At 33.9% G+C, this 23,099-nt stretch carries 18 protein-coding genes; 6 read left to right on the forward strand and 12 right to left on the reverse strand.

Annotated elements, in window-relative coordinates:
• Positions 1–51: 51 nt before the first annotated feature.
• From asnS to MST30_RS07090, 6 genes are all read right to left on the reverse strand, one after another.
• Positions 52–1,485: an asparagine--tRNA ligase gene (gene asnS, locus MST30_RS07065; RefSeq protein ID WP_243473681.1), complete on the reverse strand. Its 1,434-nt coding sequence runs from the start codon at positions 1,483–1,485 to the stop codon at positions 52–54.
• Positions 1,486–1,519: 34 nt separating this feature from the next.
• Positions 1,520–3,925 carry an efflux RND transporter permease subunit gene (locus MST30_RS07070; protein ID WP_243473682.1) on the reverse strand — a complete coding sequence of 802 codons (2,406 nt, stop codon included), beginning with the start codon at positions 3,923–3,925 and terminating at the stop codon, positions 1,520–1,522.
• A gap of 182 nt (positions 3,926–4,107) precedes the next feature.
• Entirely contained in the window at positions 4,108–5,145 is a 1,038-nt protein-coding gene (locus MST30_RS07075) for an aldo/keto reductase (RefSeq protein ID WP_243473683.1), read from the reverse strand.
• Positions 5,146–5,290: 145 nt separating this feature from the next.
• Positions 5,291–5,674 carry a hypothetical protein gene (locus MST30_RS07080; protein ID WP_243473684.1) on the reverse strand — a complete coding sequence of 128 codons (384 nt, stop codon included), beginning with the start codon at positions 5,672–5,674 and terminating at the stop codon, positions 5,291–5,293.
• 27 nt (positions 5,675–5,701) lie between these two features.
• Entirely contained in the window at positions 5,702–6,661 is a 960-nt protein-coding gene (locus tag MST30_RS07085; protein WP_243473685.1) for an OmpA family protein, read from the reverse strand.
• 23 nt (positions 6,662–6,684) lie between these two features.
• Positions 6,685–7,446 (reverse strand): exodeoxyribonuclease III, encoded by a 762-nt coding sequence (locus tag MST30_RS07090; protein ID WP_243473686.1) that lies wholly within the window; start codon positions 7,444–7,446, stop codon positions 6,685–6,687.
• A 134-nt stretch (positions 7,447–7,580) separates the two neighbouring features.
• Here MST30_RS07090 and MST30_RS07095 point away from each other — a divergent pair, with 134 nt between their 5' ends.
• Both MST30_RS07095 and MST30_RS07100 read left to right on the forward strand, forming a co-directional pair.
• Positions 7,581–11,009, forward strand: coding sequence for a DUF8818 domain-containing protein (locus MST30_RS07095; RefSeq protein ID WP_243473687.1), 3,429 nt, complete (start codon positions 7,581–7,583; stop codon positions 11,007–11,009).
• Positions 11,010–11,069: 60 nt separating this feature from the next.
• The gene (locus tag MST30_RS07100) at positions 11,070–12,104 is read left to right on the forward strand and encodes a flavin-containing monooxygenase (RefSeq protein WP_243473688.1); all 1,035 of its coding nucleotides are present in this window, start codon (positions 11,070–11,072) and stop codon (positions 12,102–12,104) included.
• 58 nt (positions 12,105–12,162) lie between these two features.
• Here MST30_RS07100 and MST30_RS07105 read toward each other — a convergent pair whose 3' ends face one another.
• Together MST30_RS07105 and MST30_RS07110 are read right to left on the reverse strand one after the other, a co-directional pair.
• Positions 12,163–13,707, reverse strand: coding sequence for a glycine--tRNA ligase (locus MST30_RS07105; protein ID WP_243473689.1), 1,545 nt, complete (start codon positions 13,705–13,707; stop codon positions 12,163–12,165).
• Positions 13,708–13,769: 62 nt separating this feature from the next.
• Positions 13,770–14,657 carry a DUF8428 domain-containing protein gene (locus MST30_RS07110; RefSeq protein WP_243473690.1) on the reverse strand — a complete coding sequence of 296 codons (888 nt, stop codon included), beginning with the start codon at positions 14,655–14,657 and terminating at the stop codon, positions 13,770–13,772.
• Positions 14,658–14,719: 62 nt separating this feature from the next.
• On the opposite strand from MST30_RS07110, the gene MST30_RS07115 reads away from it, so the two are divergent.
• Together MST30_RS07115 and MST30_RS07120 are read left to right on the forward strand one after the other, a co-directional pair.
• The gene (locus tag MST30_RS07115) at positions 14,720–15,400 is read left to right on the forward strand and encodes a ComF family protein (protein WP_243473691.1); all 681 of its coding nucleotides are present in this window, start codon (positions 14,720–14,722) and stop codon (positions 15,398–15,400) included.
• 56 nt (positions 15,401–15,456) lie between these two features.
• Entirely contained in the window at positions 15,457–17,073 is a 1,617-nt protein-coding gene (locus MST30_RS07120) for an Ig-like domain-containing domain (protein WP_243473692.1), read from the forward strand.
• Here the strand turns inward: MST30_RS07120 and MST30_RS07125 are convergent.
• From MST30_RS07125 to MST30_RS07140, 4 genes are all read right to left on the reverse strand, one after another.
• Positions 17,057–17,836 (reverse strand): amidohydrolase, encoded by a 780-nt coding sequence (locus MST30_RS07125; protein WP_243473693.1) that lies wholly within the window; start codon positions 17,834–17,836, stop codon positions 17,057–17,059. The genes MST30_RS07120 and MST30_RS07125 overlap by 17 nt on opposite strands.
• On the reverse strand, positions 17,837–18,325 hold the full coding sequence (locus MST30_RS07130) for a hypothetical protein (protein WP_243473694.1): 489 nt from the start codon (positions 18,323–18,325) through the stop codon (positions 17,837–17,839).
• A gap of 12 nt (positions 18,326–18,337) precedes the next feature.
• On the reverse strand, positions 18,338–18,862 hold the full coding sequence (locus tag MST30_RS07135; RefSeq protein ID WP_243473695.1) for a hypothetical protein: 525 nt from the start codon (positions 18,860–18,862) through the stop codon (positions 18,338–18,340).
• 73 nt (positions 18,863–18,935) lie between these two features.
• Positions 18,936–20,084 carry a methionine aminotransferase gene (locus MST30_RS07140; protein ID WP_243473696.1) on the reverse strand — a complete coding sequence of 383 codons (1,149 nt, stop codon included), beginning with the start codon at positions 20,082–20,084 and terminating at the stop codon, positions 18,936–18,938.
• Between the two features lie 43 nt (positions 20,085–20,127).
• Here MST30_RS07140 and MST30_RS07145 point away from each other — a divergent pair, with 43 nt between their 5' ends.
• Both MST30_RS07145 and MST30_RS07150 read left to right on the forward strand, forming a co-directional pair.
• A complete protein-coding gene (locus MST30_RS07145; protein WP_243473697.1) occupies positions 20,128–20,907 on the forward strand; it encodes a hypothetical protein in 780 nt (259 codons plus the stop codon).
• A gap of 56 nt (positions 20,908–20,963) precedes the next feature.
• A complete protein-coding gene (locus MST30_RS07150; RefSeq protein WP_243473698.1) occupies positions 20,964–23,051 on the forward strand; it encodes a S46 family peptidase in 2,088 nt (695 codons plus the stop codon).
• Positions 23,052–23,099: the final 48 nt, after the last annotated feature.

Raw genomic sequence — 23,099 nt, forward strand, 5'->3', positions numbered from 1 at the left:
TAAGAAAAAAACCTGTGAGGTAACTTATACCTTACAGGTTTAATAATAATTTTAGAACTCTGCGTTTTGAGGTGTTCTTGGATACGGAATAACGTCTCGAATATTACCCATTCCTGTTGCAAACATGACGAGTCTTTCAAATCCAAGACCAAAACCAGAATGAACAGCTGTACCATATTTTCTAAGATCTAAGTACCACCATAATTCTTCTTCTGGGATATCTAGTGCTTTCATTTTTTCTTTAAGAACCTCTAAACGTTCTTCACGTTGAGATCCACCTACCATTTCACCAATACCAGGGAAAAGTATATCCATAGCTCTTACGGTTTTTCCATCCTCATTTAAGCGCATGTAGAATGCTTTAATGTTAGCAGGATAATCGAATAAGATTACAGGACATTTAAAGTGTTTTTCAACTAAATAACGTTCATGCTCAGACTGCAAGTCTGCTCCCCATTCTTCAATGATATATTTGAATTTCTTTTTCTTATTTGGCTTACTGTTTCTTAGGATATCTATAGCTTCTGTATAGCTTACACGTTTAAAGTTGTTTTCTACAACAAACTTAATCTTGTCTAGTAAGTTCATTGGGCTACGCTCTGCCTGAGGTAGTGTCTTTTCAGCATCTTGTAAACGCTTATCTAAAAATTCTAAGTCTTCTTTGTTGTTTTCTAGCACATAGCCTAAAACAGATTTTAAGAAATCTTCAGCTAAATCCATGTTGCCAGCCAAGTCCATAAAAGCCACTTCTGGTTCTATCATCCAGAATTCAGCTAAGTGGCGAGAGGTGTTTGAATTTTCAGCTCTAAAGGTTGGCCCAAACGTATACACCTTACCTAAAGACATTGCGAAAGTTTCAGCTTCTAGTTGTCCAGAAACGGTTAGGTTAGTTTCTTTCCCGAAAAAATCTTCTTTATAATTTACATCGCCATCTTCTGTTAAAGGTGGATTTTTAGGATCAAGAGTACTTACTCTAAACATTTCACCAGCACCTTCAGCATCACTTCCAGTGATTATAGGAGTATGCATATAGTAAAAGCCATTCTCGTTAAAATACTTATGAATAGCAAATGACAATGACGATCTCAAACGCATTACAGCACTAAACGTATTAGTTCTTGTACGTAAGTGAGCGTTTTCTCTTAAAAACTCGAAGGTGTGTTTTTTTGGCTGAATAGGATAGGTTTCAGGATCCGAATCTCCTAAAACTTCAAGTTCTTTTACCTGTATTTCTACCGATTGGCCTTTTCCTTGGCTTTCTACCAGTTCACCTTTTATATGAATAGCAGCACCAGTTGTGATGCGCTTTAATAAGGCTTCATCAAAATTTTCAAAATCTACAACACATTGAATATTATTTATGGTAGAACCATCATTTAAAGCAATAAATCTGTTGGCTCTAAACGTTCTTACCCATCCCTTTACGGTAACATCTTGTAAAGTGATATCTTGAGATAATAATTCTGCTACTGTTTTTGTTGTCATTTTAATGTATTTTGAAAATGCAAAGATAATTCTTCTAATCGTTTTTTATAGTGTCTTCGTTATCGTCTTCCGAAGGTATAATATCTATTGTTGGTTTACGTAATACTTCCTTATTGGCAATATTACGTTCTAATGATAATAATAATGAAGGTAATAATAACAAGTTAGATAACATGGCGAACAATAAAGTGATTGAAACCAATGCTCCTAATGCTACAGTACCGCCAAAACTCGATATGGTAAATACAGAGAAACCAAAGAATAGTACAATAGATGTGTAAAACATACTTACACCAGTTTCTCTTAAAGCGGCATAAACCGATTTTCTAATCTTCCAATGGTTAGCTTGTAATTCTTGTCTGTATTTGGCTAAGAAGTGAATGGTATCATCTACAGAAATACCAAAAGCAATACTAAAAACTAATATTGTTGAGGGTTTTATAGGAACCCCTAAATAACCCATTAAACCAGCAGTAACTAACAATGGCAAGAGGTTAGGGATAAGTGATACAATAATCATTCTAAACGAACGAAACAGATATGCCATAAACAATGAAATTAAGAATATTGCAAGTGTTAACGAAATAACAAGGTTTCTTACCAAATACTTAGTGCCCTTTTGAAACACAAGAGCTTTACCTGTCATAGTAACTTCGTAACGTTCTTTAGGAAAAACCTTATCTATTTTATTCTGAAGATTTTCTTGAATACGTTCCATTTTGTCCGTACCAATATCTTTCATAAAGGTAGTAATGCGAGCATATTGCCCAGTGCTGTCTACAAAATTCTTAAGTAAATCTACATCTGAAGATGAATTTTTTGCATAAGACAGAATAAAACTATTTTCTTGACTTGTGGGTAACTGGTAATATTTTGGATTGCCGTTAAAGTAAGCCTGTTTGCTATACTTCACTAAACTCACTACAGAAATTGGTTTAGAAAGTTCTGGTGTTTCTTCAATAAGTTCTTCTAACTCATTAATACGTTTTAAGGTAGACAATTTCATAACTCCCTTTTTACGCTTGGTGTCCACCATTATCTCTAAAGGCATAATGCCGTTAAACTCTTCTTCAAAAAAGCGAATATCCTTGAAAAATTGCTTGTCTTTTGGCATGTCTTCAATCAAACTACCAGATATTTTCATTTGATTGATACCTATCATACTCGCCATAATAAGCACGAATGCTGTTGCATAAATAGTAATTCTTCTATGCTTCACCATACGTTCCATCCAATCTACAAAGCCACTAATCCAACGTTTGTTTAAATGTTCTAAATGACGCTCTTTTGGATATGGCAAAAACGTGTACATTATAGGTATAATGAGCAAACAGAGAATGAAAATAGCCAGAATACTCAGCGATGCTACTATACCAAATTCCTTTAGCAGCTTGCTTTCAGTTAAGATAAACGTTGCAAAACCAGAAGCGGTAGTAACATTAGTCATTAAGGTAGCATTACCAACTTTAGTGATAACGCGCTGTAAAGATTTCACCTTGTTACCATGCGACCTAACTTCATGCTGATACTTATTAATTAAGAAGATACAGTTTGGTATCCCAATAACAATAATTAATGGTGGAATTAGAGCTGTTAGTACTGTAATTTCATAGCCCAATAAGCCGAGTATTCCAAAGGTCCACATTACACCAATACATACTACTATAAGTGAGATAAATGTAGCTCTAAAAGACCTAAAGAATAAAAAGAAAATAAATGACGTTACAAACAAAGCAGCACCAATAAAAATTGGTATTTCGTCAACAATATTTTGTGAGTTGAGTGTTCTGATGTAAGGCATGCCAGATACTCTAACCTCTAGATTTGTTGCCTCCTTAAAGTCGTTTATTTGTTTTTCAAGAACATCTATAATAAAGTCCTTTCTGGCGGACGTATTAACGATGTCTTTCTTTAGATATATTGCAGTACGTAATGTTTTGGTTTTTGCATTAAATAAAAAGTTATCGTAAAAAGGATATTTCTTAAAAAGGTCTTCTTGAAGTTGATCTATTTGTTTTAAGCTAGAAATAGAGTCCTTTATAAAAGGGACTAAATCAAACTGTTTTTTTTCGGTGTTTTTAACAAGCTTTTGAAGGTCTTTTATAGACAGAACGGTTTCAACTTCGTCATAAGGTTTAAAGGACTCTGCAAGGTTGTTCCATGCATTAAACTGTTTAACCGTAAATACACTAGAGTCTTTTACTCCTAAAACAATGAGATTACCCTCTTCTCCAAAAACTTCTAAAAAATCGTTGTAAGTTAGGTTAACTTCATGGTCATCAGGCAACATATTAGCTTCGGTATATGTAAAGCGCATATGTTTCCATTGCATGCTCAAGAACACAGTTGCTACTATAATAGCAATAAGAATGAAGATTTTATTACGAAGAATAATCCTCGCAACACCTTCCCAAAATCCTGTAGTCAATAGTTTAAACATGTGTGATTTTCTGCGTCTTTAAGTTGCAAATAATACCTTGATTTGAAACGAGCCGCAAAGGTAGAAAAAACCTAAGGATTAGCTAAGGAATTAACACTAATATAATAGTTCAAATAAATAGAAATGAAAGTCTTAAGTCCTTCTAGTTTTTGAAGGACTTAAGACTTTATGTTATTTGAAAATTAAGTCGCAGGATTTGGCATACTTGCATGAACTTCATCAATAGCTTTTAACACATCATCAGACAGATTAATATTGATACTGTCGATATTTTCTTCAAGCTGTTTTGTGCTTGTAGCTCCAATAATATTGCTAGTTACAAATGGTCTCTGATTAACAAATGCTAGAGACATTTGTGCTAGAGTCATTCCATGATCTTCAGCTATTTTTAAGTAAAGTTTTGTGGCTTCTGCACATTGTGCACTACTATATCTTGCAAACCTTGGGAATAAGTTTAAACGTGAGTTTTCATTATCTAAACCTTTGATGTATTTTCCAGATAAAACACCAAAAGCCATAGGAGAATACGCTAAAAGACCAATATCTTCTCTATGAGAGACTTCGGCCAATTCACTTTCAAAAGTTCTATTCAATAAAGAGTAAGCATTTTGAATAGTAATCATTTTGGGCAAATTATTGTATTTGGATTCTTCCAAGTAACGCATGGTTCCCCAAGCTTTCTCATTAGACAATCCTATATGCCTAATTTTTCCGGATTTAATTATATCATCTAAAGTGTTTAATACGTCATTAAAATTGTCTTCCCACTTATCATTTGGGTTGTGCTTGTAGTCTCTAATACCAAAAGTATTGGTTTGGCGTTCTGGCCAGTGTAGTTGGTATAGATCTATATAATCCGTTTGTAAGCGTTTTAGACTATTATCTACCGCTTCATTTAAGGCTTGTTTACTAAAACCAGTAGTTCTTATGTGAGCTGTATAGTCACCAGGACCAGCAATTTTAGTGGCTAAAACAACCTTATCTCTGTTTCTTGTTTTAGCAAACCAATTACCAATAATGCGTTCTGTTTCTGCATAAGTTTTTGCTTCTGCTGGTACAGGATATAATTCGGCGACATCAAAAAAGTTAACACCTTTGTCTAAGGCCATGTCCATTTGAGCAAAACCTTCGTCTTGAGTGTTTTGATTTCCCCATGTCATGGTGCCTAAACATATTTTACTAACTTTTATATCTGTGTTTGGTAAGGTTGTGTATTTCATATTAATTTCCTGTGAAGACAGGAATTTTTTAAATTAATCTTTTCAGTTTTTATAAAGATTGCCACGCTTTGCTCGCAATGACAATGCTACTACAAAAATAAGAAGACCTTTCATGTTGTAAAAACACGAAAGGTCTAAATCTATGTTAAGGTTTTGTTTTAATAGTCCGGTAGATATTAAGTCCAAAGACAATAATTGAAATCAAACTGATTATTAAAATTTCGATTCCAAATAGATCCTTTACGATTCCAATTATCAAAGTCAGAATGAAAATTACTAAGTGGGCAATAGATAAATTTAAGTCCGTTTTTCTTCTCGTCAAAGCTATAATTCCGTAACCAGTAAAAAAAAACAGCCAAGAAGCAAAAACTACAAACCCGTTTATAATCCAGTGATTTGATTGGTCAAAAGTCCAGCCTCCAGTTTTGTTCACTCCACGTAATTCAAGTCCACTGAAATAATTTCCAATAAAAAATGTTAGGATTAAAACCCAAAACATTCCTTTTTCAAAAATCCATTTCCAATTCATATCGGTTTCTCAACTCACGTACAGCAATTAAATCTCATTCAACAGTTTTGAAATCTCATCAAGTTTTGGAGTTAAGATTACTTCTATTCTGCGGTTTTTAGCTCTGCCTTCCGCACTGTCGTTAGAGGCTACTGGTGCATATTCTCCGCGACCTGCTGCTGTTAAATTTTCAGGGTTAATAGCATTATTCTCTCTAAGAATATTTACAATTGCTGTCGCACGCTTAGTCGATAAATCCCAGTTGCCACTTAATTGTGCATTGCCCTTGTAAGGTACGTTGTCTGTATGACCTTCAATTAAAATGGCAATATCTGGATTGTCTGCTAAAACGCTTGCTAATTGTTTTACAGCTTGCTTCCCTTGTGCACCAACATACCAACTTCCAGATTCAAAAAGTAACTTATTTTCCATAGACACATAAACTTTACCATCGCGTTGCTCTACCGTAAGACCTTTGCCTTCAAAGTTAGTTAAGGCTTTAGAAATAGCATCTTTTAAAGCACGCATGTTAGCATCTTTTGCAGCAATTACACTCTCTAATTCTGCAACACGTTGCGATCTGCTTTCAAGTTCTTTTTTTAGTTTTTCTAAACGCTCATTTTCGGCAGCAAGGGCTTGTTCTTTAGCTTCTAATTGCGCTAAAAGCTCTCTGTTTTTTTTAGCATTTTTTGCAATTTCAGCAGAGCTATTTTTTTCTAATGCATCGTAGGACGCTTTTAAATTATCTAGGTTAGTTTTTGTAGCAGCATAATCTGAACGTAATTGATCCCTTTCTTTTACAGCATCGTCATAAGCTGCTTGTAAGCTGTTTAAATCGTTGGTTAATTTGTTTTTGTCTACAGAAAGTGTTTCCACTTCATCAGATAAGGCTCTGTTTTCTTTTTTAAGATTAGCGTATTTATCTTCAAGTTCTGTGTATATTTTTTTAGACACACAAGACGTCATTGTGAGAAGTAAAAGTGCTATTAATGAAAGTTGTTTAATCATGTTTAAAATTGAATAAAATATGGTTATAAATCTAATTCTAATAAAATTGGGCAATGGTCGCTATGCACAGCTTCAGTGAGTATAACGCTTCGTTTTATTTTTTCTTGTAAAGGCTCGCTCACCATAGCATAGTCTAATCTCCAACCTTTGTTATTGGCTCTGGCATTGGCTCTGTAACTCCACCATGAGAATTCTTGTTTTTCTGGATGTAGATGTCTAAAACTATCAATAAATCCGCTGTCAATAAAATTACCTAACCATTCACGTTCTTCAGGTAAATAACCAGAAACACCTTTCATTTTCGGGTTATGAATATCTATAGGCTCATGGCAAATATTATAATCTCCACAAACCACAAGATTTGGTTTTTCGTTTTGTAACTCGTTTAAATAATTATGAATTAAATCCATATACTCAAACTTGTGCGATAACCTTGCATCGTTAGTGCCAGAAGGTAAGTACATGCTCATTACAGAAACGGCATCGTAATCTACTCTAAGGTTTCTACCTTCAAAGTCCATAGACTCTATACCAGTACCAAACTCAATATGGTTTGGTTCTTTTTTGCAAAGAATGGCAACACCACTATAGCCTTTTTTTTGAGCGCTAAACCAGTAATTATATTCATAGCCTGCATTTGTAAAGAGATCTAAGTCGAGTTGGTCTTCCATGGCTTTAATTTCCTGTAAACAAATTACGTCTGGATTTGTGGCTTGTAACCAATCTATAAAACCTTTATTTATGGCAGCTCTTATGCCATTAACATTGTACGAAGCTATTTTCATTTGTTTTTAAATTCCTGATTTTTGATAAATTTATCGGTATTCTGCTAAAATAAATAATAGAGTACTTTTACACTATAAATTTATACTGCTTTTAACGATAAAATATTTCAAACGTTAGGCAGTTATTATTTTAGATGAAAAAAGCGCTATTTCTTATTACATTATTGATTTCTTTTTTGGGTTTTACTCAAGAAAAATCGAGTAATTATAAGAAAAAACGCGTTGCTGTAGCAGATTCAATTCTCATAGATTCTGTAAGTATAAATCCATCAAAGTTTGTTGTGAAAACTAAGCAAGGCGTTGTTCTTGATTCTACACTTTATAAAGTTGATTTTTCAAAATCTATTTTGAAGTTTAATCAACAGGTTGAAATAGACTCAATTGATATTGAATATTTACGCTACCCAAATTTTATAACAAAAGTATATAAGCAATTAGATGATGATGTTATTGTAGATCGTTCGGTCGCTGGAATAGAAACTTTGTATAAGTTAGAAAACTCCTCAAACCGAAACGTTTTTACACCTTTTGATGGTTTAACCACTTCAGGTAGTATTTCAAGAGGTGTAACGATTGGAAACAATCAAAATTCGGTACTAAATAGCGAGCTTGACCTGCAGATTTCTGGTAAATTGAGCGATAAGGTGTCACTCAGAGCTTCAATACAAGATGCTAATATTCCGTTGCAAGAAAGTGGATATTCCCAGCGATTAGATGAGTTTGATCAAGTATTTATAGAACTTTTTAGTGATAACTGGAACATTAGAGCAGGTGATATAGACCTAGTGGACACCAAAAGTTATTATGCTAACTTTTCTAAGCGTGTGCAAGGTTTGATGGTTAATGCTAACTTGAGTGATAAGACTTCGGTTTTTGCTTCAGGAGCACTCGTACGAGGTCAGTTTACAACAACACAATTTACGGCTCAAGAAGGCAATCAAGGACCTTACAAATTACGAGGGCCAAATAATGAGTTGTTTGTGCTTATTGTTTCTGGCAGCGAGACCGTTTATGTTAATGGTGTACCTATAGAGCGCGGCGAAAATAATGATTACATCATTGATTATAATGCTGGCGAGATTATTTTCAACTCAACCTATCCGATTACTTCCGAAATGCGTATTACAGTAGATTACCAGTTTAGTGAGCGAAATTATTCGCGGTTTACAGTGTTTGGTGGTAGTACTTTTCAAACCGAAAAATTACAATTAAACGTCTCTGTATATTCTGAAAGTGATGCCAAAAATCAGCCGTTGCAGCAAAATCTATCGACAGAACAAACGGAAATTTTAGCAAATGCAGGTGATGATACGGATTTGATGGTGGCGCCTTCAGCGACGGAAGAATCGTTTTCTGAAAACAGAATTCTCTACCGAAAAGAGATCGTAAGTGGTGAGGAAATTTTTGTCTTTTCTCAAAATCCAGAAGACCAGTTGTTTCGAGTTCGGTTTACCTTGGTTGGTGCAAATCAAGGGAATTATATACTAAGTAACGATAATGCTGTGAGCAATATTTTTGAATACGTTGCGCCAATTGGTGGTGTTCCGCAAGGAAATTACGAGCCTGTTACCCAACTCGTAGCGCCAGAACGCTTGCAAATTGCAGTACTCAATGGTCGCTACCAACCTACAGAAAAAACAGATCTGTTTTTTGAATTGGCAGGAAGTAAAAATGACATCAATTTATTTTCGAGTTTAGATGATGATGACAATGATGGTTTTGCTGGGAAATTTAAAGTGAATCAAAAGTTAATTAAACACGATAGCCTTTGGAATTTGTCTGCATTAGTTGATGCTGATTTTATTCAAGAGAATTTTAGAACCATTCAGCGTTTGTACAGAGCAGAATTTAATCGTGATTGGAACCTTGAAGATAACAGAGACGATCAAGGAAATTTTATTTTAGGGAACCAACTTTTGCTCACTTCAGGATTACAATTATCACATGCTAAAAAAGGATTGGCATCCTATAATTTTGAATATTTAGATTACGCCAACAATTTTAATGGAAGTCGTCATAATCTTATGGCAGACCTGCGTTTGGGTAGCTTTAGGATTTTTACAAATTCAAGTTTTCTCAATAGCAAAAGTACCATTAATCGTTCCACCTTTTTAAGATCTTATAATCGTGTGGTATATGCCAAAAATAACAAATGGATTGGTGCAAAATTTGCTACAGAAGACAATGAGCAAACCGTTATTGCTACCGATTCATTAACGCCATTAAGTCAGCGATTTTCAGCATACGAAGCCTTTGTTGGAATAGGTGATAGTACTAAAGTCTATGCTGAGGTTGGCTATATAAAACGTTTTAATGATAGTTTACGGAATAATAATCTAGAGCGTGTAAATGCTTCAAGTACCTATTATCTCAAATCACGATTAATTCAAAATAAAAATACCAATCTACAACTCTTTGTGAACTATAGAAGTTTGAAGGCTGAAGACGACACATCAGAAGACGAACAGAGTTTAAACAGCAGATTAAACTACAACCAAAAATTGTTTAATAATCTTGTGCTTTGGAACACAAGTTTTGAAACCAATTCAGGTACGTTGCCACAGCAAGATTTTACTTATGTAGAGGTAGAAGCAGGACAAGGAGCTTACACATGGATTGATTACAACGAGAACGGCATACAAGAACTCAATGAGTTTGAAATAGCACAATTTACAGACCAAGGCAATTACATACGCGTATTATTGCCAAACCAGGTTTTTGTACGGACGCATCAAAATAGATTGAGTCAAACGTTGACCATAAACCCGATGCAATGGAGCGGTTCAGAGGATAAAACAAAAAAGTTCTTTTCGCATTTTTACAATCAAACATCTTATCTAATTGATAGGAAGATTAGAAGAGAAGGCAATAATTTTAATTTAAATCCTTTTGAGGCTGATGAAGACAACCAATTAGCGTTAAATAATAGTGTGAGAAACGTATTGTTTTACAACAGAGGAAAACAGCACTATACCACATCTTATACGTTTTTAACCAATACAAGTAGAAGTCTGCTGTCTATAGGGTTTCATGAAAATAAACTCACAAATCATCAGTTTAATTTTAACCACAAATTTGCCACTAATTGGTTGGCAAATGCGCAGGCAAGTTTTGGAACAGATGAAAGTCTTAGTGAAAACTTTGTCAACAGAAATTATCTGATTGAAGAAGAGCGTTTTCAACCTAAATTATCCTATTTATTTAGTGAAAATGCGCAGTTTGATGTCTTCTATCAATACACCTCAAAAGAAAATACTATTGGAAGTTTAGAGGCATTATCACAGAATAATTATGGGTTTTCTTTTACTTATAATAAAGCTGCAAAAATTGCATTAACAGGTGAGTTCAATATGTTTCAAAATGAATATGATGGTAATCCTAACACACCTGTAGCATACCAAATGCTAGAAGGTTTACAGCCAGGAAAAAACTTCACTTGGAGTTTGTTGGCGCAAAAAAAGCTGACTAAGTTTTTAGATTTAAACCTCAATTATTTTGGTCGTAAAACTGAAACAGCAAAAACCATTCATACAGGAACTATTCAGTTGAAGGCTTATTTCTAATTCTATTTGTGTAAAAGTATTAAAAGCAGTATACTCCTCACATAACATCAACTACAATTAATGAAGGATTTTATAATAATAGGTGCTGCACAAGCAGGATTATCTATGGCTTATCATTTAAAGAAAAACGATAAGGATTTTTTAATCATTGATAAAGAAAATGAAATTGGAGCATCTTGGCTTAATCGCTGGAATTCTTTAAAATTATTTACTCCTACCGAGTTTAATCATCTTGAAGGTATGCCTTTTCCTGCTCCAAAAGGACATTATCCAGATAAGTATGAAGTGGCCAACTATTTTAAGACTTATGCAGCGAAATTTGATTTTCCTGTTCAGTTAAATACATTGGCAGAAAGTATTGAAAAATCAGATGATGGCTTTGTTGTAAAAACAAGTAAAGGAGATGTAAAATGTAAAGAAGTTATTATAGCCACAGGACCTTTTCATATACCATATACACCAAAATTTCATAATAATATATCTGAGGATATTTTTCAAATTCATAGTAATTATTACAAGAATCCAGATCAACTTCAGAATGGTGAAACCTTAGTTGTTGGTGGAGGAGATAGTGGGTTTCAAATTTTAGATGAAATTTCAAAAAACACAGAAAACACCACCTATTTTTCTGGTAATACAGATATAAGAACGTTGCCTCAAGAAATTCTAGGTAAAACACTTTGGTGGTGGTTTACCATAACAGGTTTTTTAAGCTTTAGTAAAGATTCTTGGATAGGTAAAAGAATAAGCAGTTCTAAACAGCCAATTATAGGTACAGATGTGCAAGATATTTTAGATAGAAATAATGTGAAAACCGTTGGTTACACTGTTGATGCTAGCCAAAATACTGTAAAAACAACAAAGCAGTCATTAAACAATATTAAAAACATTATTTGGGCGACAGGTTATAAACCCAATTTTAAATGGATAAATAATATTGAACTGACTAAAGATGGCTATCCAAAACATTATAGAGGTATTAGTACTACAAAAGGACTTTATTTTATTGGTTTACCTTGGTTGCACACACGTGGATCTGCTACCTTGGGTGGCATTAAAAAAGACGCAAAATATTTGGCGCAGAAAATAGTGTAATAAAAAAGCCCGAAACTTTAATATTTCGGGCTTTTTGTATTTTGAGAATGTGTTAGAATTATTTCATCTTCATCAACCATTCCTTAACATCAACTTCTTTTTTGATGATGTCACGTAATTCTTCAACCTTAACACGTTTTTGTTCCATAGTATCTCTATGACGAATAGTTACCGTATTGTCTTCTAAACTTTCGCCATCTACCGTAATACAAAACGGTGTGCCAGCAGCGTCTTGTCTTCTGTAACGTCTACCTACAGCATCTTTCTCATCATAAACCACATTGAAATCCCATTTAAGATCGTCAACAATGTCTTTTGCCATTTTGGTCAACCCTTCATCTTTTCTTACTAGAGGTAGAATAGCAGCTTTAGTTGGTGCTAATACCGCAGGAAGTTTTAGTACTGTTCTTTCGCTTCCGTCTTCTAAGGTTTCGTCTTGTAGACTATTAGAGAAAACGGCTAAGAACATGCGATCTAAACCTATTGAAGTTTCTAATACATATGGTGTGTAGCTTTCATTATCTTCATGATCGAAGTATTGCAGCTTTTTACCAGAGTATTCTTCGTGTTGTTTTAAATCGAAATCTGTACGCGAGTGAATACCTTCCAACTCTTTAAAACCAAATGGAAAATTAAACTCAATATCTGTAGCAGCATCTGCGTAGTGTGCTAATTTCTCATGGTCATGGAAGCGATAATTTTCGTCTCCCATTCCTAAGGACTTATGCCATTTTAAACGCGTTTCTTTCCAATAGTCAAACCATTCTTTTTGTGTGCCAGGTTTGATAAAGTATTGCATTTCCATTTGTTCAAACTCGCGCATTCTAAAGATAAACTGTCTTGCAACAATTTCATTTCTAAAGGCTTTACCTGTTTGTGCAATTCCAAAAGGAATTTTTAGTCGTCCAGTTTTCTGAACATTTAGGAAGTTTACAAAAATACCTTGTGCTGTTTCAGGTCTAAGATATAAATCCATAGCAGTATCTGCAGAAGCTCCTAGCTTAGTACCAAACATAAGGTTGAATTGCTTAACGTCAGTCCAGTTACGACTTCCTGTTAATGGATCGGCAATTTCTAATTCTTCAATTAAGGCTTTAACATCTGCTAAATCTTCTTTTTCTAAAGACTGACCTAAACGCTTAAGGATCGTATCTATTTTTTCTTGGTAACCAAGTACACGACCATTAGTAGATACAAATTCTTCTTTATTAAAAGCATCACCAAAACGTTTTTCGGCCTTTTTAACTTCCTTATCTATTTTGGCTTCAATTTTAGCACAATAATCTTCTACTAAAACATCTGCTCTATAACGTTTCTTAGAGTCTTTATTGTCAATTAAAGGGTCGTTAAATGCATCAACGTGTCCAGAAGCTTTCCATGTGGTTGGGTGCATAAAAATTGCAGCATCTATACCTACAATATTATCGTGCATTTGTACCATGGCTTTCCACCAATAGTCTCTAATATTTTTCTTTAATTCTGCACCGTTTTGTGCATAATCGTATACAGCACTTAAACCATCATAGATTTCGCTGCTCTGAAATACGTAACCATACTCCTTAGCGTGAGAGATTACCTTTTTGAATTTGTCGTCGTTTGCCATGGCACAAAAATAAAAAACCGCTCAAATTAATTGAGCGGTTTTTAAAAAATAATGAGATTGATCTATTTTAATTCTATACTGGTACTTCCTAGTTTTCTGTTTTCATGAAAAACGTTTACAAAATAAGTTCCCTTTTTTAGAGGTCTGTCATCTTTGTAAGTAGCAACGGTAGTACAAATATTTAAATTTTTATTGTCAAAATTTACAACTTCTTTTTTACTGTAAATTAACGAAGAACTACTGAAGAATACTTCACCTTTGTCTGCAATAACATTGTTACCTGGACTTACAATCTGAATGTAAATCTCTTTATTGCCTTTTTCGGTTAACGGATTTTCATTCAGTGCTATACAGATATCCATGGCGTTAACACGTTTGGCTCTTAGTGTAGATTTCTTTTTGGAGTTGTTAATTTTAAAAGCTTCAACGCTAACATAATTGGCTCTCAAAAGAGCTGCATTGTCAATGGTTTCGTTAAGAGAGTCATTGACTTCTTCTAGAGCATTGATGGTAAGGTTGTTGTTCTTAATGGTATTCATAGCGTAGCGTTTCTCTTTCTGCAATTTTAAATTAGCAGAGTTAAGAGAATCTACAGTAGCCAGTAATACTTTGCTCTTAGTTTTTATAACTGAAAGCTGGTCCTTAAACTTTGTGATTATTGATAAGTCACTTTTTAATAATCTTAAAGAATCTAAAGCAATTTTAGTTTCTAGTTTTGCTTCTTGGAGCTGCGAAGACATAAGATCATAATCTTGGCTTAGTTCGTCATAACTTGTTAAAATTTCTGATAGCTCTTTTTCTATCAAAACTTTTTCTTGTTTTAGGAATTCTTCGTAGGATTTAATGGATTTATAATTGGTAAAACTATAGACTCCTAAAACAGTTAAAACGACTAATAAAGAACTTATAATTAATCTGTAGTTAAATAATTGAGGGTTAACTATCATCATTAATTTCTTAGTTGAGGCGAAATTAGAGTATATTGAAGTGCATTTTTATTTTATTCGATTAAATGGTAAAAAATTTGTTGAACTTATTCTTTCCTCAAGTCTGTGAAGCGTGTAATAATGTTTTGACAGATAATGAATTAGTTATTTGTACGAAATGCAGACATGATTTACCTATAACAAATTTTCATTTTGAAAATGCAGATAACGTTAAAAATGTAGTTTATGGGCGTGTAAAACTAGAGGAGGCAACAGCACTTCTTCACTTTTCAAAAAAAGGTGTCGTTCAACAACTACTTCACAATTTAAAATATAGAGGACATCAAAATATAAGCGGCTTTTTTGGTAAGTGGCTTGGGGCAGAACTAAAAACTGTTGAGGCTTATAATCAAATAGATGTTGTAGTGCCTGTACCGCTTTACAAAACTAAGTTGCGGCAACGAGGTTATAATCAGGTAGAACAATTTGGAAAAGCAATAGCAGAAGCTTTAAACGCGGGCTATAATGATAGGGTTCTTATTAAAACCAAGTCAACAAAAACAAAAGTGTTTAAAGGCAGACTATCTAGATGGAATGATGATGGTGCTGTTTTTGCAATCAGTGATAATTCGTCATTAAAAGGAAAGCATATTTTGCTAGTTGATGATATTATTACCACAGGAGCAACTGTAGAAGCCTGTGCCACCGAATTGTTAAAAATTGATAATATTAAGTTAAGTCTTGCTACCATGGCAATTGCCGATTGATTTTTTCGTTACTATGGTTTAAAAATTGTTTCTTTGTGCAAAATTATTCTCATTAAATGCGTTCATATCTCACACGAATTTTAGGCATTGTATTTATAGCATTAATCATTGTTAGTTGTGCTAATCGTGGGTCTCCTTCTGGAGGTGAGAAGGATATTGAACCACCTGTAATAACTAGTGAAAGTCCTAAGAACTTCTCAACCAATTTTAAAGGTGATGAAATAATAATCACTTTTAACGAGTATGTTAAAATAAAGGATTTAAGAAAGCAACTTATTATTTCGCCACCAATGGATACAGATCCTATAGTTTATCCTATGGGTGGAGCCAGTAAGTACATTTCAATAAAAATAAAAGACACATTACAGCCCAATACAACGTATGCATTTAATTTTGGAGAAAGTATTGTAGATAATAACGAAGAGAATCCTTATCCATACTATCGTTATGTGTTTTCTACAGGTGAAATGATAGATTCACTTTCTGTAAAAGGCTATGTTGAAGATGCACTTCTTAAGAAATCTGAAACTTTTATTTCTGTGATGTTGTATGAAGTAGATTCTACATATTCAGATTCTATAGTTTATAAAGAAAAGCCAAGATATATTACCAATACTCTAGATAGTGTTACCACCTTTAGCATAGATAATATAAAAGCTGGTACTTATAAATTGATTGCATTAAAAGATAAAAATAGTAATTACACCTTCGATCAAAAGAATGATAAAATAGGATTTTATGAAGATTTTATTACTGTGCCAACAGATGCAGAACATAAGCTGACTTTATTTAAAGAGAAGGTTAATTTTAAAGCTGAGAGACCAAAGCAAGAAGGTGAAACCAGAATTATGTTTCCGTATGAGGGAAGTTACGAGAATATGCGTATAAAGGTTTTAGGAGACACACCAGAAGGTTACACTACAAGAATTACAAAAGATAAAGTTACGGATACGCTTTACTATTGGTACAAGCCAAAGTTTGAAATAGACACAACATTCTTTGTAGTAACTAATGAGAAATATATAGACACCTTTAAGCATCGTTTTAGAAGTCTTGATGCCGATACATTAAGCACCAAAATAGTTTCGCCACGAAGTTTAAATTACGATAAGCATTTTACTCTAGAAGCAACTACACCAATAGAAAAGATAGATGTCTCCAAAATAAGCCTAATAGACAAAGACTCTATTGCAGTAAGTTTTGAGACAGAATACGATTCTATTTTAAATCAATTTAAGGTACCGTTCAAAAAAGAGGAAGGTCAGAAGTATTCTATTAAAATGTTACCAGGCACATTTACAGATTTCTACGGTAATATTAATAAGGATACAATAGTTGATGCTATTAATTCTAAAATGAAGTCTGAGTATGGGAATGTTAGAGTTAAATTAATAAATGCCAAATTTCCGCTAATTGTACAGATGGTGAATAACAAAGGAGAAGTGGAATATGAGCGTTATACAACCGAATCTCCAGTAGTAGATTTTACTAACGTGGTGCCTAAGTTATATGATATTAGAGTGATTTACGACGCCAATGAGAATGGTGAATATGATACAGGAAATTACCTATTAGGTATACAACCAGAACGTGTAAGTTATATGCCTTCCTCTCAGCTCGAAGAAGTAAGGGCAAGCTTCGATTTTATTTATGAGTTTACACTTTTAGACTAAAGTTATCTCTGTCTTTTAAGAATCCAAGTCTTTCTCTGTATTTGGTAATATGAGATTTTTCAAGAGTTACGACTTCAACAGTTTCTGTGCTTTCAGGTATGCTATCCATACGATGTCCTAAAACATCATAAGCTGCTGAATGACCAGAATATTCATAATTATTGCCATCTAAACCAACTCGGTTTACACCAATACAGTAACTCATGTTCTCTATAGCGCGCGCTTTAAGAAGGGCATCCCAAGCTGCAATACGCACTTTTGGCCAATTAGCCACGTAGATGATTACATCATAATCTTTAGTATTTCTTGCCCAAACTGGGAAACGTAAATCGTAGCACACCAAAGGGCAAATCTTAAACCCTTTATAATCGATAATTGTTTTTTCTGAGCCAGCAGTGTACACTTTATGCTCACCAGCTAAGGTAAAGGTATGTCGCTTGTCGTAAGTGGCTAACGTTCCGTTTGGGTCAACAAAGACTAAGCGATTATAGTAATTATTGTTTTCGGTAATGACCAAGCTACCTACTATTGCTGCATTTTTAGTTTTAGATAATGCTTTTAACCAAGCTATAGTTTCGCCATCCATGGTTTCAGCAACTTCAGACGCATTCATGGTAAAACCAGAACTAAACATTTCTGGTAAAACAATAAGGTCAGCTGTAATGGAGCTGACCTTATCTTCTAAATGTGTTCTGTTAGCTTTTGGGTTTTCCCAAGCTAAAGTGGTTTGTACTAATGCAAGGTTAAGTGTGTTGTTTGTCATTTATAATTTTCCTTTGGCTTTATCTACTTTTTCGGTAAGCTTTTCAATTTTATCTAACCACTTACCTTCATCAACAGGAGACAATTTACCTTTCTTTTTTAATTTTTCGTACTTCTTTTGGGCTTTTTTAAGATTGTCTTGTGCCTTTTTATAATTCTTTTGAAGCTTCTCCTTTTTCTTTAATGCCTTCTCAGCTTTCTTTTGTGCTTTTTCGGCCTTTTTTTGCGATTTTTCAGCTTTTCTCTTCTCTTTTTCTAGTTTTTTGGCTTCTTTTTCAGCTTTTTCAGCCTGTTTTAGTTTTTCAGAAATTACCGAAGCTTCTTTAAAAATAACTTCTTTTTCTTCAGTGCTTAAGGTGGCAGTAACATCTTCACCATTCAAGAATATTTTTTCCTTTTTTACTTCATATGTTTTTTCACCTTTCTTTACTTCTTGTGAAAAACCAGTTAAATAAAATGCTAATAATAGTAGTATAATGTAATTTTTCATTTGTTCTTGGAGTTAATCAAATTTTTTTAATTTGGATTTGGCTTCTTCAACCTCACTTTTTAATTTGTTGAGTTTTTCTTCCCAATCCTTAATATCGTTAGGGGAAAGTTCACCTTTACGTTTTAGTTTCTTATATTTTTTATACTCTTTATCGTATTTCTTTTTTAGTTCTATATAATTTTCTCTTGACTCTTTTTTAGCTTTTAGCTTATCTTCTAAGGCTTCTTTTTTGTCTTCTAATACCTTTTGTTTTTCTTGAGCCTCTTTTTCAATTTCTTCTTGGCGTTCCTTTTTTTCTTCAAGTTCTTTTTTAAGCTTTTCTGCTTCTTTTTCTGATTGTCTTTTTTTGTCAACTAATGCTTTTATCTTCTCTCTTTCGTCATAACTAAGGGTTTCAGTAATATTGTCACCGTTAGACTTTATTTTATTGCCTTTTACTTCGTATACGCTACCATCTTCTGTTATGATTTGCTCGTAACCTCCACAAGACACGAAGAGAATCAATAGCCATAAATATAAGATATTAATGAATTTCATATTTCATGTTTTTATGTTTAACTTACTATAAAGACACTAAGAATAGCCAAAAGTCACGGTGTTTATGATAGGTTTAACATTGTATTTTACATAAAATTTCTGAAGCTTTTATTAAAGTCTCGTCAGTCTTGGCAAAACAAAACCGAAGCACCTTGTCATCTTTGCTATTTTCATTAAAAACAGAAAGAGGAATACTCGCAATTTTGAATTCTTTTGTTAGATGTTTTGCAAAATCTACATCATGTTCATTAGTAATTTCTGAATAATCCAAGACCTGAAAATACGTGCCTTTTGATGGTGAAAATTTAAAACGAGATTCTGTGATTAAATTCAAAAATAAATCACGTTTTTGCTGAAAGAAATTATTCAAACCAAGATAAGTTTCGGTATCAGCCATATAATCTGCAATGCCTTTTTGCATTGGATGATTCACGGAAAACACATTGAATTGATGCACTTTTCTAAACTCGTTCATTAAGGATTCAGGTGCACAGCAATACCCAATTTTCCAACCTGTATTATGAAATGTTTTTCCGAAGGAAGCTGTAATAAAGCTTCGTGATTTTAAATCCGGAAACTTGCAGGCACTATGATGCTGTTTGTCATCAAAAACAATATGCTCATACACTTCATCACTCAAAACGATGATGTTGGTATCTTTGGTTAATTTTTCAAGTTGGAGCATGTCGTCTTCAGACCAAATTGTACCACTAGGATTATGAGGTGTGTTAACGATTATCATCTTGGTTTTAGACGAAATTTTTGAAGCCACTTCGTCCCAATTCATACGATAATCTGGCGCAGATAATTGAATTGGAATTGTCTTTCCGCCATTAACTTCAATTGCAGGTTGGTAACAATCGTAAGCAGGTTTAAAAATTAGAACTTCGTCATTTGGTTTTACAAAAGCTGAAATAATAGTGTAGATAGCCTGAGTTGCTCCAGCAGTAACCGTAATTTCGGTATCTGGATGGTAACTTGTATTGTAAAGTTGTTGAAATTTATTCGCAATAGCTAATCGCAAATCTAGATTACCAGCCATTGGTGCGTACTGGTTGTAGCCACTGTTCATAGCATTGGTAACCAGATCGTTTAATAGTTGCGGACTAGGATAATTTGGGAAACCTTGCGATAGGTTTAGGGCTTTGTATTCGTTGGCCAAAGCACTCATTACGGTAAAAATGGTAGTGCCTACATTGGGTAGTTTAGATTGGTGTTGCATAGACTGAAAGATACTAAATCTTAAAGTATTTCGTTTTGCTTTTATGTCTAAATTAACCGCTTTACTTGCTTTTTTAACACTTCTCAATTGTCAGCAGAAAAGAGACAATAAAATTGAGGTTTTTCAAACAGAGATTCAACCAGAAATTGTTGAAGTTATTGAGCCTGTTGATGATGTTAAAATGGACTCTTCAAAATTGAAACTTAATTTTAAACCTAAAGGGAATTATGCTTCAATTCTTCAGCAAATTTCAATAGACAAAGCTTACTTTAAAAATTTATATCACAGTAATCCGAACAAAGCTTTAGACTCGGTTTCGAGGTATATTTATTCTAAATTATTAAATGATATTGTGCCGCATTGGTACGGAACAGAATGGGATTTTAATGGATATACCAACATACCAAAAAATGGCGAAATAGCTTGTGGTTATTTTGTGTCTACAACCTTGAAACATTTTGGTTTTAACTTAAATCGTTATAGAATGGCGCAAGCAGCAGGATTGGATGAGGCAAAACTGTTGCAGCCTAGAAATGCGCTTAAAGTCTTTTCAAATCTAACTTTTGAAGAGCTTAATCAGAAGCTGAATTTGGTTTACAAAGACGGACTTTACTTTGTGGGTTTGGATAATCACGTTGGTTATGTGTTGCTAAAAGATAAGGTGCCTTATTTTTTACATTCGAGCTATTGTGTAGACCAAGTAGTTATTGAGTTAGCGGAAACTTCGCCTTGCTTTAGTTCTAACATCTATGTTTTTGCTGAGATTACAACAAATGCGAGTCTGCTTAAAAAATGGATATTAAATGAAAGGCTTAACATCTAGTTGGGAATTGGTTTTAACATTCTTTCTATCTTTACAAAATCAATAAAATATATACTATGCGATTAATAAAATTACTCTGTTTTTTTGTTGTTTTTCAGGTGTCTGCTCAACAAGGTGGCATGTGGATTCCCTCACTTTTAGAAGGAATGAATGAAGACGAAATGCAAAGCCTTGGTAGTAAATTAACTGCCAAAGACATTTACGATGTTAACAATTCTAGTCTTAAGGACGCTATTGGTCATTTTAATGGTGGTTGTACCAGCGAAGTGATTTCAGACAAAGGTTTGGTGCTTACCAATCATCACTGTGGATTTAGCCAGATTCAGTCGCATTCGTCTTTAGAAAACGATTACATAAAAAATGGATTTTGGGCAATGTCGCTCGAAGAGGAACTGCCAAATGAAGGTTTGTTTATTGAGTTTATAGTAAGCATTCACGATGTTACAGATACGGTTTTAAATGGTGTAAACGATACTATGTCCGAAAAGGAAAAGCAATCCTTAATCACCAGAAACAGCAATGCTGCAATGGCATCTTGGTCAAAAGAAAATTGGCAAGACGTTAAAACAAAGTCGTTTTACGAAGGCAATCAATATTTCTTATTTGTAACTGAACGTTTTGAAGACATAAGATTGGTTGGTGCGCCACCAAGCAGCATAGGTAAGTTTGGTAGCGATACAGATAACTGGGTGTTTCCAAGACATACAGGCGATTTTTCTATGTTCAGAATTTATGCTGATAAGAATAACAGACCAGCAAAATACAGCAAAGACAATGTGCCTTACAAGCCAAAGCATTATTTACCTGTGTCGTTAGATGGTGTTGAAGAAGGTGATTTTACAATGGTTTTCGGCTTTCCTGGTCGTACCAATGAGTATTTACCAGCTGTAGCCATTGAGCATATCACTAAGGAATTCAATCCAACAAATATCGAAATTAGAGAAGCGGCTTTAAAAGTGATTGATGCCAATATGAAAGCCAGCGATGAGGTGCGTATTAAGTATGCGTCTAAACAAGCGAGAATTGCGAATGCCTGGAAAAAATGGATTGGAGAAAACTTAGGAATCGAAAAAAGTGATGCTGTTGCAAAACGTCGTGAATTTGAAGCAACTTTTAAAAAAGCATTAAAGGAAAAGGGACTAGAAGCAAAGTATGGTCATATTTTACCTGAGTTTGATAAGCTTTACAAAGAATTTGGTCCAATAAATATTAAACGAAGAAATTTTGTTGAAGTCTTTTTAGTAACAAGTGAATTGATGCAAATGACCTTCAGAGCGTATCAGGTTGAACAAGCGCTGTTAGCAAATCCTGAAAGTTTAGAACGTGCCAAAGCAAGTTTAAAAGGCCGTATTGAAGGTATTCTGAAAAACTTTGATGCCAATGTAGATAAGGGTGTGTACTTAAATGTAATGCCATTATATGGAAAACCAGTTGATGCTTCAATCTATAATAAAACGGCATTTACGGATTTAGATTCAGCTTTAAAATTATTAGAAGGTGATGCTGAAACTGTGATTAAAAACTTAAATGATGATGCGGCTTATGCTTATGCGAAACCTATTATTGATGAGTTTTTTAATACGATTGATGCAGAATTTCAACAAAAAAATGAAGCCATTTCAGCGTTACAAACTGAGTATATGACAGCCTTAATGAAAGCCTTACCAAACGAGCGTTATTTCCCTGATGCAAATAGTACGTTGCGTGTTACTTATGGTCAGGTTAGAGGGTATTCACCAAGAGATGCTGTGTACTACAGTCCTGTAACTTATTTAGAAGGTGTGGTGGAAAAGTATGTACCAGGTGATTATGAGTTTGATGTGCCACAGAAACTTTTAGACCTATATAATACAAAGGATTATGGTCCTTATGCTGATAAAAACGGAAAAGTGCCAGTGTGCTTTTTAGGAACAAACCACACAACTGGTGGAAACTCTGGTAGTCCAGCTATTGATGCTGAAGGAAACTTGGTAGGTTTAAATTTTGACCGTGTTTGGGAAGGGACAATGAGCGATATGAACTACGATCCAGAAATCTGCCGAAACATAATGGTAGATTTACGCTATGTACTTTTCATAGTCGATAAATATGCTGGTGCAAAACACTTAATTGATGAGATGACTTTGGTGCATCCTAAGAAGTAGTAATATATTATTTATAAAATTGAACCTCACAATCACCAATGTTTGTGA

Origin of the sequence: Winogradskyella sp. MH6 (assembly GCF_022810765.1) — a bacterium.
Taxonomy (GTDB): domain Bacteria; phylum Bacteroidota; class Bacteroidia; order Flavobacteriales; family Flavobacteriaceae; genus Winogradskyella.

Bases quoted from the DNA above. Each gene is read 5' to 3' on its own strand.
- asnS (WP_243473681.1), bottom strand. From the start codon at position 1,485: ATGACAACAAAAACAGTAGCAGAATTATTATCTCAAGATATCACTTTA.
- MST30_RS07070 (WP_243473682.1), bottom strand. From the start codon at position 3,925: ATGTTTAAACTATTGACTACAGGATTTTGGGAAGGTGTTGCGAGGATT.
- MST30_RS07075 (WP_243473683.1), bottom strand. From the start codon at position 5,145: ATGAAATACACAACCTTACCAAACACAGATATAAAAGTTAGTAAAATA.
- MST30_RS07080 (WP_243473684.1), bottom strand. From the start codon at position 5,674: ATGAATTGGAAATGGATTTTTGAAAAAGGAATGTTTTGGGTTTTAATC.
- MST30_RS07085 (WP_243473685.1), bottom strand. From the start codon at position 6,661: ATGATTAAACAACTTTCATTAATAGCACTTTTACTTCTCACAATGACG.
- MST30_RS07090 (WP_243473686.1), bottom strand. From the start codon at position 7,446: ATGAAAATAGCTTCGTACAATGTTAATGGCATAAGAGCTGCCATAAAT.
- MST30_RS07095 (WP_243473687.1), top strand. From the start codon at position 7,581: ATGAAAAAAGCGCTATTTCTTATTACATTATTGATTTCTTTTTTGGGT.
- MST30_RS07100 (WP_243473688.1), top strand. From the start codon at position 11,070: ATGAAGGATTTTATAATAATAGGTGCTGCACAAGCAGGATTATCTATG.
- MST30_RS07105 (WP_243473689.1), bottom strand. From the start codon at position 13,707: ATGGCAAACGACGACAAATTCAAAAAGGTAATCTCTCACGCTAAGGAG.
- MST30_RS07110 (WP_243473690.1), bottom strand. From the start codon at position 14,657: ATGATGATAGTTAACCCTCAATTATTTAACTACAGATTAATTATAAGT.
- MST30_RS07115 (WP_243473691.1), top strand. From the start codon at position 14,720: ATGGTAAAAAATTTGTTGAACTTATTCTTTCCTCAAGTCTGTGAAGCG.
- MST30_RS07120 (WP_243473692.1), top strand. From the start codon at position 15,457: ATGCGTTCATATCTCACACGAATTTTAGGCATTGTATTTATAGCATTA.
- MST30_RS07125 (WP_243473693.1), bottom strand. From the start codon at position 17,836: ATGACAAACAACACACTTAACCTTGCATTAGTACAAACCACTTTAGCT.
- MST30_RS07130 (WP_243473694.1), bottom strand. From the start codon at position 18,325: ATGAAAAATTACATTATACTACTATTATTAGCATTTTATTTAACTGGT.
- MST30_RS07135 (WP_243473695.1), bottom strand. From the start codon at position 18,862: ATGAAATTCATTAATATCTTATATTTATGGCTATTGATTCTCTTCGTG.
- MST30_RS07140 (WP_243473696.1), bottom strand. From the start codon at position 20,084: ATGCAACACCAATCTAAACTACCCAATGTAGGCACTACCATTTTTACC.
- MST30_RS07145 (WP_243473697.1), top strand. From the start codon at position 20,128: ATGTCTAAATTAACCGCTTTACTTGCTTTTTTAACACTTCTCAATTGT.
- MST30_RS07150 (WP_243473698.1), top strand. From the start codon at position 20,964: ATGCGATTAATAAAATTACTCTGTTTTTTTGTTGTTTTTCAGGTGTCT.